General features: G+C 65.1%; 10 protein-coding genes. 2 read left to right on the plus strand and 8 right to left on the minus strand.

The window, feature by feature from the left end; genetic code table 11:
* Positions 1–145: 145 nt before the first annotated feature.
* Positions 146–1315: a class I SAM-dependent rRNA methyltransferase gene (locus ACVOLQ_RS12260; protein ID WP_313173723.1), complete on the minus strand. Its 1170-nt coding sequence runs from the start codon at positions 1313–1315 to the stop codon at positions 146–148.
* A 284-nt stretch (positions 1316–1599) separates the two neighbouring features.
* Here ACVOLQ_RS12260 and ACVOLQ_RS12265 point away from each other — a divergent pair, with 284 nt between their 5' ends.
* Both ACVOLQ_RS12265 and ACVOLQ_RS12270 read left to right on the plus strand, forming a co-directional pair.
* Positions 1600–2559: a TerC family protein gene (locus tag ACVOLQ_RS12265; protein WP_313173754.1), complete on the plus strand. Its 960-nt coding sequence runs from the start codon at positions 1600–1602 to the stop codon at positions 2557–2559.
* Between the two features lie 96 nt (positions 2560–2655).
* The gene (locus tag ACVOLQ_RS12270; protein ID WP_481528190.1) at positions 2656–3444 is read left to right on the plus strand and encodes a rhomboid family intramembrane serine protease; all 789 of its coding nucleotides are present in this window, start codon (positions 2656–2658) and stop codon (positions 3442–3444) included.
* A 306-nt stretch (positions 3445–3750) separates the two neighbouring features.
* Here ACVOLQ_RS12270 and ACVOLQ_RS12275 read toward each other — a convergent pair whose 3' ends face one another.
* From ACVOLQ_RS12275 to rnpA, 7 genes are all read right to left on the minus strand, one after another.
* On the minus strand, positions 3751–4785 hold the full coding sequence (locus tag ACVOLQ_RS12275; protein WP_481528191.1) for a glycerophosphodiester phosphodiesterase: 1035 nt from the start codon (positions 4783–4785) through the stop codon (positions 3751–3753).
* A gap of 130 nt (positions 4786–4915) precedes the next feature.
* On the minus strand, positions 4916–6529 hold the full coding sequence (locus tag ACVOLQ_RS12280) for an ATP-binding cassette domain-containing protein (protein ID WP_481528192.1): 1614 nt from the start codon (positions 6527–6529) through the stop codon (positions 4916–4918).
* Between the two features lie 213 nt (positions 6530–6742).
* Positions 6743–7129 (minus strand): VOC family protein, encoded by a 387-nt coding sequence (locus ACVOLQ_RS12285; protein WP_313173727.1) that lies wholly within the window; start codon positions 7127–7129, stop codon positions 6743–6745.
* A 60-nt stretch (positions 7130–7189) separates the two neighbouring features.
* Entirely contained in the window at positions 7190–8539 is a 1350-nt protein-coding gene (mnmE, locus tag ACVOLQ_RS12290) for a tRNA uridine-5-carboxymethylaminomethyl(34) synthesis GTPase MnmE (RefSeq protein ID WP_481528193.1), read from the minus strand.
* Positions 8540–8542: 3 nt separating this feature from the next.
* Positions 8543–11221, minus strand: coding sequence for a polysaccharide deacetylase family protein (locus tag ACVOLQ_RS12295; protein ID WP_481528194.1), 2679 nt, complete (start codon positions 11219–11221; stop codon positions 8543–8545).
* 273 nt (positions 11222–11494) lie between these two features.
* Positions 11495–13204 carry a membrane protein insertase YidC gene (yidC, locus tag ACVOLQ_RS12300; RefSeq protein WP_313495435.1) on the minus strand — a complete coding sequence of 570 codons (1710 nt, stop codon included), beginning with the start codon at positions 13202–13204 and terminating at the stop codon, positions 11495–11497.
* Positions 13204–13698: a ribonuclease P protein component gene (gene rnpA, locus ACVOLQ_RS12305; protein WP_481528215.1), complete on the minus strand. Its 495-nt coding sequence runs from the start codon at positions 13696–13698 to the stop codon at positions 13204–13206. The genes yidC and rnpA overlap by 1 nt, the downstream gene beginning before the upstream one ends.
* Between the last annotated feature and the right edge of the window lies 1 nt (position 13699).

Raw genomic sequence — 13699 nt, forward strand, 5'->3', positions numbered from 1 at the left:
CGCTTGGGGCGGCTTGTGGGTCGTCCGCCCCCTGGGGGGGTGGTTTCTGGCCCCGGGCCGCCCCCCCTCCTGGTGGCCCGCCCACTACCACTGAGCCCTCCCCTTGGCTGCGCCAAAGGGAGGGCTGGGAGGGGTCGCTTTTGCCTCAGTCCAGCACGCGGCAGAACACTGCCTTGAGGTAACGCGATTCCTGCACGTGGGCCATGAACGGATGGTCCGGGCCGGCGCCGGCTACCTTCAGGATCTGGATGGTGCGGCCGGAGAAATACGCGGCGCGGCGCAGCATGTCGAGGAACTGGTCCTCGGCCACCAGGCCGGTGCAGGAGAAGGTGGCGAACAGGCCGCCGGGCTTGACCACGCCCAAGGCCAGCTTGTTCATGTCCAGGTACTTCTTCAGCGCGGTGATCACCTGGTCGCGGTCGCGGGTCATCTTGGCCGGGTCCAGGATCACCACGTCGTACTGGTCGCCGCGGTTGGCCGCATCACGCAGCCACGGGAAGATGTCGGCCTGCACGAACTTGGGCTTGGCGTTGTTCAAACGCGCATTGCCCTTGGCAATGTGGATCACGTCCTGGTCAATGTCCACGCCCAGCACCTCGGCGGCACCGCGCGCTGCGGCATACACCGCAAAGCCACCGGTGTTGCAGCACAGGTCGAGCACGCTCTTGCCTTCCACCTGCTGGCTCAGCCACTCACGGTTCTCGCGCTGGTCGGCGAAGAAACCGGTCTTGTGCGCGCCGGCCGGGTCGGCGCGGAACTTGATGCCGTACTCGGTGATGACGGCCGGCTCGGTGGTGGTGTTGCCGTGGAAATCGAAGCTTTCCTGCTTCTGCACGTGTTCGTCGGCGAAGCTGTGGAAGCGGCAGCCCGGGAACAGGTCACGCAGCGCCTCGTAGATCCATTCGCGGTGGCGGAACATGCCGGCGGCGAAGAACTCGACCACCAGCAGGTCGTCATAGCGGTCCACCACCAGGCCGGACAGGCCGTCGCCTTCGCTGTGGACAACGCGCCAGGCATTGGAGATGGCGTCCAGCTTCAGCACGTCACGACGCAGCGACACCGCCTGCGCCAGCTTCTGCGCGAACCAGGCCTGGTCCACCGCCACGTCCGGATTGGTTTCCAGGATGCGCACGGCGATGCGCGAGTGGCCGTTGTAGAAGCCGCGGCCAATCCACTCGCCGTCCACGCCGACCACATCGACGATGGTGCCGGACTTGGGCTTGACGGTCGGCTTTTCGACCAGTTTCTGGAAAATCCACGGGTGGCTGGAGCGCCACGCGTTCTTCAGGCGTACGACGGGGAGTGGGGTATTCATGGCCGCTATTGTAGCCGGGCGCTGCCCCCTGCCTGCAGCGTATTCATTGACTGTAATGGGCACAGGCCGCACTATTCGCCCCAGAAGGGGAGTAGCTCCCAGACGTTGTCGCCGTCAATTCGAGTCGCAAGACTCCGGTGCAACGGCAGTCCCGCCCATCGGGACTGTGAGCAAGACCTTCGCCGCATTGGCGAAGCTCTGTCCCCGGTCTCCCCGATTCCGTGTCCAGCTCTTGGCCTTTGTGGTTCCGAGATACCCCCGTTCACGACCGGAATTTCATCATGATGCAGACAATTGGTAATCCTTGGCTGTGGGGCGGCTTCATCGTCGTCGTCATTGCCGCGCTGTTGATCGACCTGGTGCTGATGCGCCACGGTGGTCCGCACAAAGTCACCTTCAAGGAGGCCATCTACTGGTCACTGGGCTGGGTGGCGCTGGCCTTGGCCTTCAATGCCGGCCTCTGGTACTACCTGCATGAGACCGCAGGCGCGGCCGTTGCCAATGAAGTGGGTCTGCAATTCCTGACCGGCTACCTGATCGAGAAGGCGCTGGCGGTCGACAATATCTTCGTGTTCCTGCTGATCATGGGCTACTTCGCGGTGCCCGAGACGCAGCGCCAGCGTGTACTGATCATCGGCATTCTGGGCGCGATCGTGCTGCGTACGATCATGATCTTCGCCGGTTCCGTGCTGGTTACCCAGTTCCATTGGCTGCTCTACGTGTTCGGTGCCTTCCTGCTCTACACCGGCTGGAAGATGTGGTTCGCCGCCAGCGAGGAGCCCAGCCTGGACAACAACCCGGCGCTGAAGTTCATGCGCAAGCACCTGCGTATCACCCACGAGTACAACGGCAACCGCCTGGTCGCCGAGAAGGACGGCGTGCGCTGGTTCACCCCGATGTTCGTGGTGCTGATCCTGATCGCGGTCACTGACGTGATCTTCGCGGTGGACTCGATCCCGGCCATCTTCGCCATTACCACCGACCCGTTCATCGTGCTGACCTCGAACGTGTTCGCGGTGCTGGGCCTGCGCGCGATGTTCTTCCTGCTGGCCGGCATGGCCGACCGTTTCCACCTGTTGCCCTACGGCCTGGCCGTCATCCTGGCCTTCATCGGTACCAAGATGCTGCTGATCGACATCTTCAAGATCCCGGTCCCGGTTTCGCTGGGTGTGGTGGCCGCGATCCTGGTGGCCACGGTGATCCTGAGCCTGAAGATCCCGCCGAAGGGCGGACACAAGGCCTGATGTGAACGCCACCGGCGGGATTGTCCCGCCGGTGGCACGCCAGATCCCAAGCGCGGCGCCCTTGGCTTTCGCCCAAGGCGCCGCAATCCCTTGAACATGGACACGCCAACTCTGCCCAATACCGGCGACACGCCGGCCACCGTCGCCCGCAACGACCGCAGCCGGGTGCTGCGCGCGTTCAACATCAGCCTGGGCTTCGTCCTGCTGCTGGTGGCGATGTTCGCCCTGCAGAGCAGCGGCTGGGATTGGCGGCCGTGGGCGGTAGCACCGCTGGAGGCCAGCGGTCTGGCCGGCCTGCTTGGCGCGCCCTTGCTGCACGGTTCAATTGAACACCTGGGCGCCAACGCGGTGGCCCTGCTTATTCTTGGTACGTTGGCTGGCAGTGTTTATCCCAAAGCGACCCTACGTGCCCTGCCCTTGCTGTGGCTGGGTTCCGGCCTGGGCGCGTGGATGCTGGGCGAGGCCGGCAGCCGCCATCTCGGCGCCAGCGGCCTGACCCACGGCCTGATGTTCCTGGTGTTCGTGCTCGGCCTGCTGCGGCGCGACCGGCCGGCGATTGCCGCCAGCCTGATCGGCTTCCTGTTCTACGGCAGCATGTTGATCACCATCCTGCCTCATGAGCCGGGCGTGTCCTGGCAATCACATATGGGCGGTGCCGCCGCCGGCGTGATCGCCGCGCTGCTGTTCCGCAACGCCGACCCGCGCGCTGCACGCAAGCGCTACAGCTGGGAAGACGAGGAAGACGCCGAGCAACTGGCCGAAGCCGACAACGAACTCGAACCGCCCGCACCGGGCCAGGTGCCGGTGCTGTGGCAGCCGCGCGAAGGCCGTGACTATGAAGTGGTGGTACCCCTGCGGCGGCGGGATTCCAACGAGCCGTCCTAAGAGCAGAAGCGGTAGTGCCGAGCCATGCTCGGCAGAGGCTCTACCAGCACCTGCGGCAGCACAAGCCGCGAAGCTTGAAAGGCCTAAGAGCCAACCCCTCCCCAGCCCTCCCCTTGGCTGCGCCAAAGGGAGGGAGCCAAGCAGCTGCGCTGCGGGGTGTCAGATCTCCAAGAAACGGCCCCCCCTTTTGGTGTAGCCAAGGGGGTGAAGAAGGCCTGCTTGCGCGCCAATGGCGCGCGGCCTGATGAACGACCGAAGGCTGTGCCTTCGGGCCGGATGGGCTGGGGAGGGGTCGCTCTTCAGCCTTTACGAACCGCCATCCACCGCCCGTCGTCCCAGCGCCGGATCATCGGTGAAGAACGCATCAATACCCGCCTGCAGATAGGCGCGGATCTCGGCCACCGAGGCTTCCGGATTGCGCGCATTCTCCGCCCCTTGGCGCAATGCCGGCGGCAGGAACGGGTTTTCCGGGCGGAAGCTGTAGGCCACTACCTGCAGGCCGGCGGCATGCGCGTCGCCGATCAGGGCGGTAGGCGCAGCCAGTTTGCCCTGTGCATCCAGCGGCACCAGCGCGCGCCGTTCAACGCCGATTGCATCGGCATAGCTGGCGATATCGCGCAGGCCGGCTGGCGTCATCATCTGTGCATACGTCAGGCTGCCACCGGCCAAGGCAATGTCAACCGGCTTCTCGTCGCTGGAATCGAGCAACTGCAGCAGGCGGATATTGCTGTCCTTGCCGAGCTTGCTGCGGATCTGGCGCAGGTTGGCCGTCTCGAAGGACTGCAGCAGGATCGGCGCGACCTTGGTGTAGCTATTGCCCTGCAGGCTGGCCAGCAGCTTGTCTTCCATCGGCAGGCCGATGCTCTGGAAATAGCTGCCGTGCTTGATCTCCGGCGCCAGGCCGATACCGCGGTTGGCACGCCCGGCCTGCTGCACCAGGAAGCTGATGATCTCGTCCAGGGTGGCAATGCGGAACTGGCCATCAAAGGCGGTACCGCGGATCTGCGGCAGGCGCTCGCGCGCGTACAGCGTCTTCAGCTCGGCGACGGTGAAGTCTTCGGTGAACCAGCCCTCGACCTGCTGGCCGTCGATCAGCTTGCGGGTGCGGCGGCTGGCGAACTCGGGGTGGCTGGCGACATCGGTGGTCGAGCCGATCTCGTTCTCGTGCCGGGCCAGCATCACCCCGTCCTTGCTCATCACCAGGTCCGGCTCGATGTAATCGGCGCCGTCGCTGATGGCCTGTGCATAAGCGGCCAGGGTGTGCTCGGGCAGCAGTGCGCTGGCACCACGGTGCGCGTACACCGAAACCTGGGGATAAGTCTGCGCGGCTGAGCTGTCCATTGCCCAACAGCATGCCACGCCACCCCCCACCACCATCAACCAGGCCCAGCTTCGCACCGTCGCTACTCCAATCAAAAACAAGGCGCGCAGCATGACGGCTGCATGTGACGTGCGGAAGAACATCGCGTCACTATTCGCGCTGCCATTGCCAGCCCTGCTCTCCGGCATGTAATCGTGCAGTGATACCGATCGCCTGTAGCAGTGCCTCGTCATGCGAGACCAGCAGCAAGCTGCCCTGGTATTGCCGAAGCAGATCCTCAAGAGCCGCCAGCGCATCCAGATCCAGGTGATTGCCGGGTTCGTCCAGCAACAGCAGCTGTGCCGGTGGATCGGCATACAGCGCGCAGGCCAGGCCGGCTTTCAGTCGCTGCCCGCCGCTGAGCAGGCCAGAAGGCATCTGTACGTGGTTTGCATCCAGGCCCAGCAGGGCCAGCCGGCTACGCAACTCGCCCTCGGCCATGGCTGGATTACGCAGACGCAAGGCGTCCAGCACGCTGCTGTGCGCGGGTAGCAGCTGCAGCTGCTGATCCAGCAAGGCAGCAGGTACCTGCACGCTCACCTCGCCAGCCCGCACCGGCAGCTGTCCTGCCAACACCTTCAGCAATGTCGACTTACCCACACCGTTGGCACCGGTGATGGCAACACGTTCGCCACGGCGCAGGTTGAAGTCCAGCGCGCGCAGCGCCGGTGCCACATGCGGCAGTTGCAGTCCGCTGGAACGCACCACCCACTCCGGCCCGCTGGTTTGCACATTTGGGACCAGCAACACCGGGGCGGCGGCTTCGCTGTCGGCCTGTGCCTCGCGCACGGCGTCGTGCAGCTGCACCTGCCGCTGATCCAGCTGCGCGCGTGCCTTGCCGAGGCTGGCTTCGGCACGTTGGCGCTGCAAGCCAAGCAGGATCGGCGCCTGATTGGCGTTGGCGGCCTCGCGGTTGCCGCGCGCGCTGCGTTGTTCCAGCCGCTGCCGTTGTTCGCGCAGAACCTGCTCGCCCTTGCGCCGCTCATGCCGACGTTGCTGCAACAAAGCTTCGGCTGCGGCACGTTCGCCAGCGCGCGCCTGTGCATAAAAGGCATGGTTGCCGCCGTAGCTGCGCAGCCCCTGCGGCGACAGTTCGACGATGCGCTCCACCTGTTGCAACAGCAGCCGGTCATGGCTGACCAGGATCAGGCCCTGCTTTCTCGCGCGCAGCTGCTCGGCCAACCAGTGCCGGCCTGCGTGATCGAGATGATTGCTGGGTTCGTCGAGGATCAGCCACTCCACCGGCTGCAGCAACGCACCCACCAGAGCGACGCGCATGCATTGCCCGCCACTGAGCTTATCCACAGGTGTATCGGCATCAACGCCGTGCAAGCCTGCATCAGCCAAGGCCTGCTGCAGGGTTTCGCACAGGCTCCATTGCTCGCCAATCGCGTCGAAATCCGCTTGCTGCGTGCTTCCGGCTTCAATCCTGCGCAATGCATCCACACGCTTATCCACAGCCGCGAGTTCGGCTACACGCTGTCCTGCTCGTGGTTGTACCTGCTGTGCGAGGTAGTAGGCCTCACCGATGCGACGGCAATGCCCGGCACTGGGCTGACGCAATCCAGCCAGTATCTGCGCGAGTACGGACTTGCCCACGCCGTTGCGGCCGACCAGACCGGTGGGCCGGTCATCGAACTGTGCGGTGAGGTTGGAGAACAGGCTGCGCCCATCGGGCGTGTGCCACGCGACGCCATCCAGCGTCACGGAAATTGAGTGTGTCATGCGGTATTCCATCGATGCCCGAAGCACCCGGCCGCCAGCGGCAGCAGGGACTGGTAGGGACCGTCATCAAGACGGTGGCATCAATGGCGCATTGGACTGACTCCGTTGGCGGGGGGATCCCGTAACAGGGCCTAGCCTAACGGCGGCAAACAGAACTGTCAGTAACCGGCGGCGCGTAGTGGTCCGCGCCGCCGCTGTGGGGAAAGCTGATGCTCAGGCCTGGGCCGCACGGTGCGTGGCACACAGCTTGTTGCCGGCCGGATCGCGCAGATACGCGAGGTAGAGTGGGCCGAACGGGCTTTGCCGCGGTCCCGGCGGGTCTTCCACGCTCACACCACCGTTGCCAACACCTGCCGCATGCCAGGCCTCCACCACCTCCGGCGAGGCGCAGCTGAAGCCGATGGTGCCGCCATTGGCGTGCGTTGCGGGCTCGCCGTTGCGCGGATGGCCGACGATCAGCAGCGCGCCGCCATGGCGGTACACCACGTTGCCCTTGGGATCGACGAAACCCGGCTTTGCGCCGAGCGTGGACAGCAGCGCGTCATAGAACGCCTTGGATGCCTCGATGTCATTTGCCCCCACCACGATGTGCGAAAACATCAACTACCTCCTGACTATTGCGTTGGCTGGCCCCTGCGGGCCGATGGCTCCACAGCGGCATTATTTGCCGATGCAGAAGCTCGAGAAAATCCTGCCCAGCAGGTCGTCGGCGGTCATGCGGCCGGTGATTTCGCCGAGCGCATCATGCGCCAGCCGCAGTTCCTCGGCGGCCAGTTCCAGCTGGTCGTAGTGCAATTGCCCATCGGCCGCGTCGAGGTGTTCGCTGGCCAGGGCCAGCGCTTCGACATGGCGCAGGCGCGCGGAGAACTCGCCCTGCATGCCCTCGCCTGCGCCATCGCTGGCGATATCGCGCAGGCGCGCATGCAGCTGCTCCAGGCCCGCGCCATTGGCGGCGGACAGGGCGATGCTGTCGGCGTCCAGCGCCTGCGGCCAGTCCGGCAGCAGATCGCATTTGTTGTAGATCCACAGCTGGCGGGCAGCCTGTGCTGCGGCATCGCCAATCGCGGCCCTGCCCGCCTCCGGATCACGGGCATCGAGCACGACGATGGCCAGGTCGGCGCGCTGCATCTCGGCGCGGGCGCGGCGCATGCCTTCGCGTTCGATGGCGTCACCGCCTTCGCGCAGGCCAGCGGTGTCGACCAGTTCCAGCTCCAGGCCGTCGATGCGGATGGTCTCGCGCAAGGTGTCGCGGGTAGTGCCGGCGATATCGGTGACGATTGCCCGCTCGCTGCCAGCCAATGCATTGAGCAGCGAGCTCTTGCCGGCATTCGGCGGCCCGATCAGCACCGCGTGCAGGCCATCGCGCAGCTTGCGGCCGCGTTCGGCGTCGATACGCAGCTGGGCCAGCAAGGCCTTGGCCTGCTCGATACCGGCGCGCACCTGCGCGCCGCCGAGCGTATCCAGCGGCTCGTCGGCGAAGTCGATGGCGGCTTCGACGTGGATGCGCAGTCGCACCAGTTGCTCGCCCACCTCTTCCACCCGGCGTGAGAACACGCCATCCAACGAACGCCGCGCGGCACGCGCGGCACGTACGTCGCCAGCGGCGATCAGGTCGGCGATGGCTTCGGCCTGGGCCAGGTCGAGCTTGCCGTTGAGGAAGGCCCGCTCGCTGAACTCACCGGCGCGGGCCTGGCGCGCGCCCAGTTCGATGCAACGGGCCAGCAGCTGGCGCAGCACCACCGGGCTGCCGTGGCCCTGCAGTTCCACCACGTCCTCGCCGGTAAAGCTGCGCGGGCCGGGGAAGTACAGCGCGATGCCGTCGTCGATGACCTCGCCGGCGTCATCGCGGAACCTGGCGTAATGGGCGTGACGCGGCTTGAGCTGTGGACAACCCAGGGCAACAGCGATGCGCAGCGACTGCGGGCCGGACACGCGCAGCATGCCGACGCCACCGGCAGCAGCACCGCTGGCGATGGCAACAATGGTCTGGGCTGTGGATAAATCGGTCATGGCTTACAGCTTCTGCAGTTGCGCGCGGGCCTGGGCAGCGCCGCTGCCTTGCGGCTGCAGCTCCAGGTAGGTCGTATAGGCCTGCTTGGCCTTGGCCTTGTCGCCGGCATTGAAGTAGGCGTCGCCAAGATTCAGATAGGCCACAGCGCGCGAAGGGTCGATCTTCAAGGTGTTCTCAAGCCAGCGCGCGGCTTCGGCGTACCGCTGCTGGCGGTAATAGACGAAGCCGAGGTTGTTGGCCGCCTGGGCGAAATCCGGCCGCAGCTTCAGTGCTTCGGTGAACTGCACGGCGGCTTCGTCATAGCGCTTCTCGCGGTACAGCTGCAGGCCGCGGTCATTGGCTTGCTGCGCGCGCTGGCGGTCGGAGGTCGGTACCGCCGCCGGCACCACCAGGGTGCTCTTGCCGCCCTGCAGATCGGCAACGGTTACCGGCGCTTCGGTCTTGCCTGCGGGTTTGGCGTCCTGCACGGCATCGACACGGCTGTTGAGGGCGATGGCGTCAGCCGACAGCTGGCGGGTATCGGCGTTGAGGAATTCCTGGCTGTCCGGCACCTGGAACACGAACTCGCCGCCCTGCGAACCGGGCAGGCTGCCGAAGGCCGGGGTCTGGCGCGATACCGCCGATACTGCCGGCGCCACATACGCAGCCAACTCGGTGCCGGTGATCAGGCCATCGCCGCTGAGGTCGCCCTTGCCGGCCAGCGCCTGCAGCAGCACCCAGGTGAATACCGAATGCCCGTTCGGGCCGCTGTCGGCGACCTGCTGGTCGGCACCGCCGGCGGTCAGCATCTGCCGCGCGCTGCGGCGTGCGTTCTCGCGCAGGAACGATGACGAACTGCCGCCGCGGGTAAGCCCCAAACCGCTGTAGCAGGCATCCATCACGAACAGCACGTGCTTGGCCTGCATGCTCTCGGCGATGTTCTGGATATCGGTCATCGCGATCGCATCGGTGGCGAACTCATTCGGGTCCGAGTCCACCGGAATGATGTAGCCGAGGTCACGGCCGGAGGCGAGCTGGCGGGTCGCGCCATGGCCGGCGAAGAACACGAACACGCGGTCGTTCTTGCCGGTGCGCTCATCGGCCAGGCGGTCGTGGAAGGCGGCCAGGATGTTGTTGCGGGTAGCCTGCTGGTTCTTCAGCACGATCACCTGCGAAGACGGGAAGCCGAACTGGCCGGTCAGCGTATCGGCGATGGACTGCGCGTCGCGGCCGGCATATTCGAGCTTGGGCCATTTGGCGTAGTCATCGATGCCAATGACAATCGCCCAGGATTTTTCGTAGCCGGTGGTGACCGTGGTATCGGCGACCGCGCCCTTGCGCGCGCGGCTGACGCTGAAATCACGGCCGTTCCAGCCGGCGAACTGGTAGCCGTCGGCGATCAGCTTGTCGAGGATCTGCGGTAGCGCCTTCACCGCGCGGTCGTGGATGTCATGGAACAGGATGATGCCGCGCTGTTCCTTCTGCACCTGGTCGACCACGCGCTGCACGATGGATTCGGGCACCGGATCGGCCCAGTCCATCGAGTCGATGTTCCACATGATGGATTTCAGGCCGGCTTCGTTGAGCAGCTGCAGGCCTTCGGCATTGCGCGCCCCATACGGGAAGCGGAACAGCGGCGCGCGCTTGGCATCCACGCCCTTGAGCAGCGTGTCGGTATCCAGCACCTGCTGGCGCAGCGCATCGCCGGTGGTGCGCGACAGCTGCGCGTGGGTCAGGCTGTGGTTGCCGACCGCGTAGCCGTGCTCCATCAGGCCACGGCTGATGTCCGCCATCGGCCCGAGCTTGACCTTGCCATCGGCCTCGACTGCGCCAAGATTGCGGCCCACTTCGAAGAACACACCCGGTACGTCGTAGCGCTGCAGGATGGCCACGACTTCATCGGTATAGGCCTTGTGCGGGCCGTCGTCGAAGGTCAGCACCACGGTTTTCGCAGGCAGGTCGCGGCCGAAGATCTCGCGGTCGCTGTCCTGCATCGACATCGGGTAGGGTTCGATCACGCCGAAGTCGCGCAGGATAGCGTCGCGCTTGTACAACGTGTTGAGGTGGGCGACGTAGTCGTCCCACTTCTCACGCTTGAGCTCGATGGCGCGGGTGCGTTCGAAGCGGCTGAAGATGCGGGTCAGTTCCTGGTTGTAATTACGCTCGATCTCGTCCAGCGCTTCCAGGTCCTCGCCGATGCGCTGGTGCAGCTTGACCGCCGGCAGCGACGAATCCGCGCCCACGCGCTGATGCAGCTCACGCAGTATTTCGCGGAAAGCCAGGCGATCGGCGTCGTAGAGCTCGGGTGAGGATTCGATGTAATCCAGCACCGTGCCCAGGGTGGCAAAGCGCTGCGGGCTGGGATCGCGCAGCAAGGCATCGAACTGCGCAGCGATGGCCTGGCGCTGTTCCAGGCCGTCGTGGAACAACTGCTGGCCGATGCGGCTGGAGGTCTGGCGGTCAGTCGGCGATTGCTGTGCTTCGTCGGCCAGCAACACGACGATGCGGCGATGGCCATCAAGCTGTTTCTGCAGTGCGGTCAACAGCGGTGCCGCCGCTGGATTGGCTGCGGCTGCGGCCTGCGCGCTGGCCTGGGTTGGCGTAGCGGTGCCTGCCTCGTCCTTTTTGGAACAGCCGGCGACCGTCAAAGCGGCAAGCAACACGGCAGGCAAAATCAGGCGGCACGACAACGAACGGGGCATGGCAGGCTCGGGGGTGAAAGGGTGCAGCAGATGTGGTGATTCTAACGCCAGAGGCAAAAGCCGAGCTCGCGGTGCTCGCTGCCTATTTGGGGGAGCGGCGACAGCCGCGAAGCCAATGCAGCATCAGTGCGCACCCCTACCCAGTGTCCAGGCTAGACCAGCTTCGCGGCTTACGCCGCTCCCACAAACAGCCGAGCAGACAGACAGCCAAACGGCCTGTCTTCGCGCGGCTTGGCCCAGATGCGAAAAGCCCGCCTTGCGGCGGGCTTTTGCTTACTTGGCTTCGATCACCTTGCTCGGCGCGTCTTCGCCGTGCTTCTTGATCATCCACCACTGCTGCAGCAGGCTCAGGCCGCCGTTGACCACCCAGTACAGGACCAGGCCGGACGGCATGAAGGCCATCATCACGCCGAATACCAGCGGCATGAACTGCATCATCTTCTGCTGCATCGGGTCCATGCCCACAGCCGGGGTCAGCTTCTGGGTGAACCACATCACCGCGATGTTGATGATCGGCAGGATGAAGTACGGGTCACGTGCGGTCAGGTCCTGGATCCAGCCCAGCCACGGCGCCTGGCGCAGTTCCACCGATTCCACCAGCACCCAGTACAGGGCGAAGAAGATCGGCATCTGGATCAGCAGCGGCAGGCAGCCGCCCAGCGGATTGATCTTCTCCTTCTTGTACAGCTCCATCATTGCGGTCTGGAACTTCTGCTTGTCGTCGCCGTAGCGCTCCTTCAGCTGCGCGATGCGCGGCTGGAACTTGCGCATCTTGGCCTGCGACTTGAATTGCGCATTGGCCAGCGGGAACAGCGCCATCTTCAACAGGATCACCAGGCCGATGATGGCCCAGCCCCAGTTGCCGACCAGCTTGTGCACCTGGTTCATCACCCAGAACAAGCCCTGGCCGATGATGGCCATGATCGAGAAGCGGCTGTAATCGACCACGCGGTCCAGGCCCTTCACGTCTTCCTTGGCGATCTGGTTCACCAGCTTCGGGCCAACCCACAGGCGTGCCTCGGTGCTGACCTTCTGGCCGGGGGCCACAGTGAAGCCAGGGCCGCGGGTTTCGATCACGTTGCGCGGGCCGTTCTGCGACAGCAGGTACAGCGCGGACTGGTCAGCCTGCGGAATCCAGGCGGTGAAGAAATGGTGTTGCAGCATCGCCACCCAGCCACCACTGATGGTCTGGTTGATCGGGCCGTCTTCCATGTAGTCCTTGAACGCACGGCGCTGGTAGCCATCTGCCGGGCTGAACCAGGTAGCGCCGTTGAAGCTGAAGGAATCCGGGTTGGTCATGCCCTTGCTGATTACCGGCGGCACGCGGTCCAGCTTGCGGAACACATAACCCTGCCACGGAGCAGTACCGGTATTGACCACTTCATCCTTCACGCTGATGGCGTAATCGCCACGCTTGAAGGTGTAGGTGCGATGGATGCTGACACCATTCGGGCCATTCCACACGAACGGCACCTGCACTTCGTTCTGGCCATCGGCCAGGGCCACGGCGGTGACGCCCTGCGCCGGCTGGAAGCCGTTCGCGCCCGGCACCGGCGAATTGTTCTGGCTGGCCCAACCGGCGGTGGCGCTGTACGGATGCGCCTTGTCTTCGGTCAGCAGCTGCACCGGCGGGCTACCGGCGGCCTTGGTCTGCGGGAACTGCAGCAGATCGGCGTCCAGCACGCTGCGGCCATCGAGCACCAGCTTCAATACGTCGGTGGTCACGGTCACGCGCTGTGCGCTGGCGGCCGCTTCCATGCCTGCCGGCGCGGCAGCGGCCGGCGGCTGGCCCGGGACGGAAGCCTGCGGCACATCACCGGCGACCGGCGCATGCAGATCAACGTCATTGGCGCCCGGCACGGCCGCCTGGGCGGTGGCCACGGTTGCCGGATCCGGTGCGGCCTTTTCGCGACCCCATTCCATCCACAGCAGCACGGCTACCATCAGCCAGGCAAAAATCAGGAATACACGGGTCTGGTTCATCAGCAGGCAGGCTCGGCTCGACCGGAGGAGGTATCCGGTACGTTCAAAGGAAGAGGGGTGTCAGCGCCCTCGTGCGGCGGCATTGTGCCGCCCGCAGCTACAGGGGGCAATGCGCCAGCGCGGCGCAGCAGGCGCTCAAACGCCTCACGGATCTGTTGATTGCTGGCGGTCTTGGCCGCCGACCGGGCCACGATGACGTAATCGCCACCTTTCAGGCACGACCGTAGATGGCGTGTTGCATCCCGCAACACACGCTTGATACGGTTACGACCGACCGCACGCGTATCCACCTTGCGTGACACAGCCAGACCGAGTCGAGCAGGGCTATCCCCTTTCAACCAGTGGAGTGTCATCAAGGGCTCGGATACACGGCGGGCGCCGTTGAAGACCGTTGTATATTCGGCACGCGTACGAACCCGCGCAGAGCGAGGAAATCGCTTGCGCGGGCAGGTACTGATCACGATCGGTGTTGCGCTTGCCGCTTCACGCGGCAAC

This window comes from Stenotrophomonas sp. STEN031, from assembly GCF_056759975.1.